Annotated in this window: 2 protein-coding genes and 1 tRNA gene; all 3 read left to right on the top strand. The window is 35.1% G+C overall.

The features are described from left to right. The first annotated feature begins 182 nt into the window (after positions 1-182). The 3 genes from AFK68_RS06860 (at position 183) to AFK68_RS06850 (ending at position 2245) form a co-directional block, all read left to right on the top strand. On the top strand, positions 183-731 hold the full coding sequence (locus tag AFK68_RS06860) for an NYN domain-containing protein (protein ID WP_094672116.1): 549 nt from the start codon (positions 183-185) through the stop codon (positions 729-731). Between the two features lie 153 nt (positions 732-884). Further along, positions 885-956 (top strand) — tRNA-Asn (locus tag AFK68_RS06855). 92 nt (positions 957-1048) lie between these two features. Then, positions 1049-2245, top strand: coding sequence for an aminotransferase class V-fold PLP-dependent enzyme (locus AFK68_RS06850; RefSeq protein ID WP_094672115.1), 1197 nt, complete (start codon positions 1049-1051; stop codon positions 2243-2245). Positions 2246-3888 lie beyond the last annotated feature (1643 nt).

Here is a 3888-nt window from a genome sequence, read left to right as displayed (position 1 = left end):
TCAATTATCAATTATCAATTATCAATTATCAATTATCCATTATCAATTATCAATTATCAATTATCAATTATCCATTATCCATTAATGAATTTGGCATGGGTACTTATAACTATAAAATTTAGATCGGAGTTATGTTAACTTAGTATTTGTTAACATTCTCTGAATAATTATCACCTTGAGTCATGTCACGTCCTTTAAGACAAACTATTCTGCTTGTAGACGGCTATAATGTCATTGGTTTATGGCCTCGTATCCGAGAAATTCGTAATCTTCACGGCTTAGAAACAGCGAGAAGAGATTTGATTGAGGCTCTGGTAAACTACAGTGCTAGTCAGGACTTAAATACTCAGATAGTATTTGATTCCCAATACCAATATACTCCTACTACAAAAGAAATTATTACTGATAAATTATCAGTTCATTATACAGAGTTTGGTCAGACAGCAGATACATATATCGAGAAGGCTTGTGCTAATCTTCGCCAGGAGATACATTTGTCTAAAAGTAGGTTAATCGTAGCTACTTCAGATAGAGATGAAAGACTTACTGTAGTTGGTTATGGTGCGGAGTGGATGTCTTCACAACAACTTGCCCATGATGTTGAAAGTGTAGCAAGTCGTGTTCGGAGTAAATGTCAACGAGGCAAAAGAACATCAAGGCGTTTTCTAGCTAGTTACTTAGATCCAGAATCTCAAAAGCGGCTAGCTGAATTGAGAATGGGAAAAAAATAGTTCAATATCATATAATTTCCAGAAAGTCAAATATAATTAATAAAATTATCTTATAAGAAAGATAATAAAAAAAGATATAAAAAGGGGTTGCAAAATATCTTGAATCACTACTATAATAAGTAATCGTAGGTCAGGAAACGAGCAAACATTTATTCCTCGGTAGCTCAGCGGTAGAGCGGTCGGCTGTTAACCGATTGGTCGCAAGTTCGAATCTTGCCCGGGGAGTTTAAAAATTTTAGGTTCTGGAAGTGGAGATATTTAGTGGTTCTATTTTTCTACTAAAATCTTAGCCTCAGAATTATAGAATTAATAAATTTATGTTTCAGTACGAACATAGTAATAAATGGTCTTTATATTGGTCTCTTGACCCAAATGTGACTTTTCTCAATCATGGGTCTTTTGGAGCTTGTCCATTGCCAGTGTTGACAGCTCAGACCCAACTGCGGGAAAAGTTGGAAAGAGAACCAGTACATTTTTTTATTCGGGAGTTTGAAACTCTACTGGATGAAGCTAGAGAGAAGTTAGCAGAATTTGTTGGTGCCAAATCAGAGGAATTAGCCTTTGTGCCAAATGCAACCACCGGGGTAAATGCAGTGTTGCGCTCCCTCAACTTTTCCTCCACCGATGAGTTACTAACCACAGACCAAGAATACAACGCTTGTCGCAATGCGCTGAATTTTGTTAGCGATCGCGCAGGTGCAAAAGTGGTAGTGGCATCTCTACCTTTTCCTGTAGAGTCTCCTCAACAAATAGTCGAAGCAGTTATCAAACATATTTCACCAAGAACAAGACTTGCATTGCTTGATCATGTTAGTAGTTCAACAGCATTTGTATTTCCTATCAAACAACTGGTAAAAGAATTAGCGAAAAGAGGGGTTGATACATTAGTAGATGGTGCCCATGCAGCGGGAATGCTTCCACTTAATTTAGAAGAAATAGGGGCAGCTTATTACACAGGAAATTGTCATAAATGGTTATGTGCGCCGAAGGGTGCTGGTTTTTTGTATGTGCGTCAAGATAAACAAGAGAATATTCATCCTTTAACTATTAGTCATGGTGCAAATTCTACCCGAACAGATAAGTCACCATTTCACTTAGAATTTGATTGGATGGGTACGGACGATCCAACAGCTTATTTATGTGTACCAGAAGCTATTAAATTTATGGGTTCATTGCTGTCTGGGGGTTGGTTAGAGTTAATGGAAAAAAATAAGTCTATGGTATTGGTAGCTAGACATTTATTACAGGAAAAGTTGGGAATAAAAATTGATTGTTGTCCGGATGAAATGATTGGTTCAATGGCAGTTGTGAAATTGCCTGATGAAGGAGAGGATGAGATTTATAGTGGGTTAATTTCACCTTTACAAAATGATTTATGGGAGAAGTTTAGAATTGAGGTGCCGATAGTTCGTTGGCCTAATAAAAGGAGGCGACTTTTACGAATTTCGGCTCAGATTTATAATAGTTATTCCCAATATGAATATTTAGCTGAAGCATTGGTAAAGTTATTATAAGACTAGAGATTTTTTGAGAAAATCTCTACTTTGTAGTCAGAGTAGAAATAGAGTTTTAGGAGTCAGGATAAACAGGGAATTTAGAGGAGGTAGTGGGAGGAATTATCCCTTGATTTTTCTGTAATTTTGAGCAAAAAATGCTAAGTTTTTGAACCGTTTTGACCGAAAAGTTCGTACTTTTTACAGACATAAAAAGGCTCAAATATTTATCTGTAAAGGCTTTAATATTTAATCAGGAAGCCCGAAATAAATTTTATAACTTATTAGTTATCAACTTCTTTGACAAGAATACTATTGATGAAAAAATAATTTTTAATTTGTCTTGAAATAGCAGTCAGCCTTCAACGGTCAGGCAACAGCTCTCAAGGCTTATGATGGGGAATTAAAACCCCCATAAATGCAAACCATGCGCTTTTTCTAAATCTTGTGGGGGACTGAAAAACGCCGATTTTAGTTAATAGCTGAATACTGATAGCTTGTTAATAAATGAGCTACCTTTAGTCATCTTAAAGATGACTTTTACTGTAATATCATGTCCGCTTGAATAGTTATAGCAATGTGCGCTGGCATATTTACACATTATTTTTTGTAACCTTTTTAATTAATGCACTTTGAGCTGGACATTGTAAATACCTGAGCGCTCATTGCTATATAAATAAGGAGGGAGGAGTCAGGAGTTGTAGGGGCGATTCGCGTTTGCGGAGCATTCCGTAGGAAATCGCCCCTACAGGAGTCAGGAGGGAAGAGAGGACAAAGTAAAGTATAAAAAGGAGAAAGTTTTTTTTATCACTAATTATCCGGACATGATATAAGCTAATAAATAAATTTATTGGGAGAGAAAGAAGCTAAAAAACTTCATAAATTCAGACAAACATAAATCACCGATGGATTATAATCTATAAGCTTTTAGAGACTGTTTATAAAATAAGTATTTAAGAAAAAAGTTTCACAACTCAATCAACTAGCTTGAATAAGATAAGCGATTAAAATAACTCTAGATATGGAGAAGGTATGACTATTCATAGTCAATCAGATAAGAGTGAATTTCTTGATAACAAATAATTGTTTTTTTGCCTATTCCCTGTTGCCTGTTCCCTATCTTATTTTTTTATATTTCCTGATACATTCAACCTCTTAGAGTAATATCAACTCTTGTGAATTAGTCATAAAAATATTCTTCTCTTTCAAGAGAGTATATTTTACTGCGGAATACTGGGTAAACAAATTTTCCCTACTCCCCACTCCATGTTCCTAAAAGTTTTTATTCTGGGTATTTAAAGAGACATTATTTCCTCAACACTTCAATAAGACTCCATCCTTAAGGGTGGAGTTTAAATAAGCAAGCTTCAATAATGTTTTTAATGATTCTAGGTGCTAAGTGAAGATATATTATTTCTAGAAACCCTACTCCCTACTCTCAAGAATATGTAGGCAGAATTGGCGAGATTTGGTATAAGAGTAAGCTATCGGACAAACCTACTTTTATACCCGAATTTGGTATAAGTAAATTATACAGTGAATATATTTTTATCAAAGTTTCTCTTTATAGAAGCCCTAACCGTATCTCCAAGAAATAGGTTGGAGGGAGAATTAATTGATAAAAAATGGGTAATAATTGATTTGATGATGGGATGAGTGGCAGA

The organism is Hydrocoleum sp. CS-953, assembly GCF_002260545.1.
Classification (GTDB): Bacteria; Cyanobacteriota; Cyanobacteriia; order Cyanobacteriales; family Microcoleaceae; genus Trichodesmium.
Note: the sequence above shows the minus strand (reverse complement) of the source record. Positions and strands in the feature narration are given on the sequence as shown.

Coding starts and splice junctions, on each gene's coding strand:
- AFK68_RS06860 (WP_094672116.1), top strand. CDS start 183: ATGTCACGTCCTTTAAGACAAACTATTCTGCTTGTAGACGGCTATAAT.
- AFK68_RS06850 (WP_094672115.1), top strand. CDS start 1,049: ATGTTTCAGTACGAACATAGTAATAAATGGTCTTTATATTGGTCTCTT.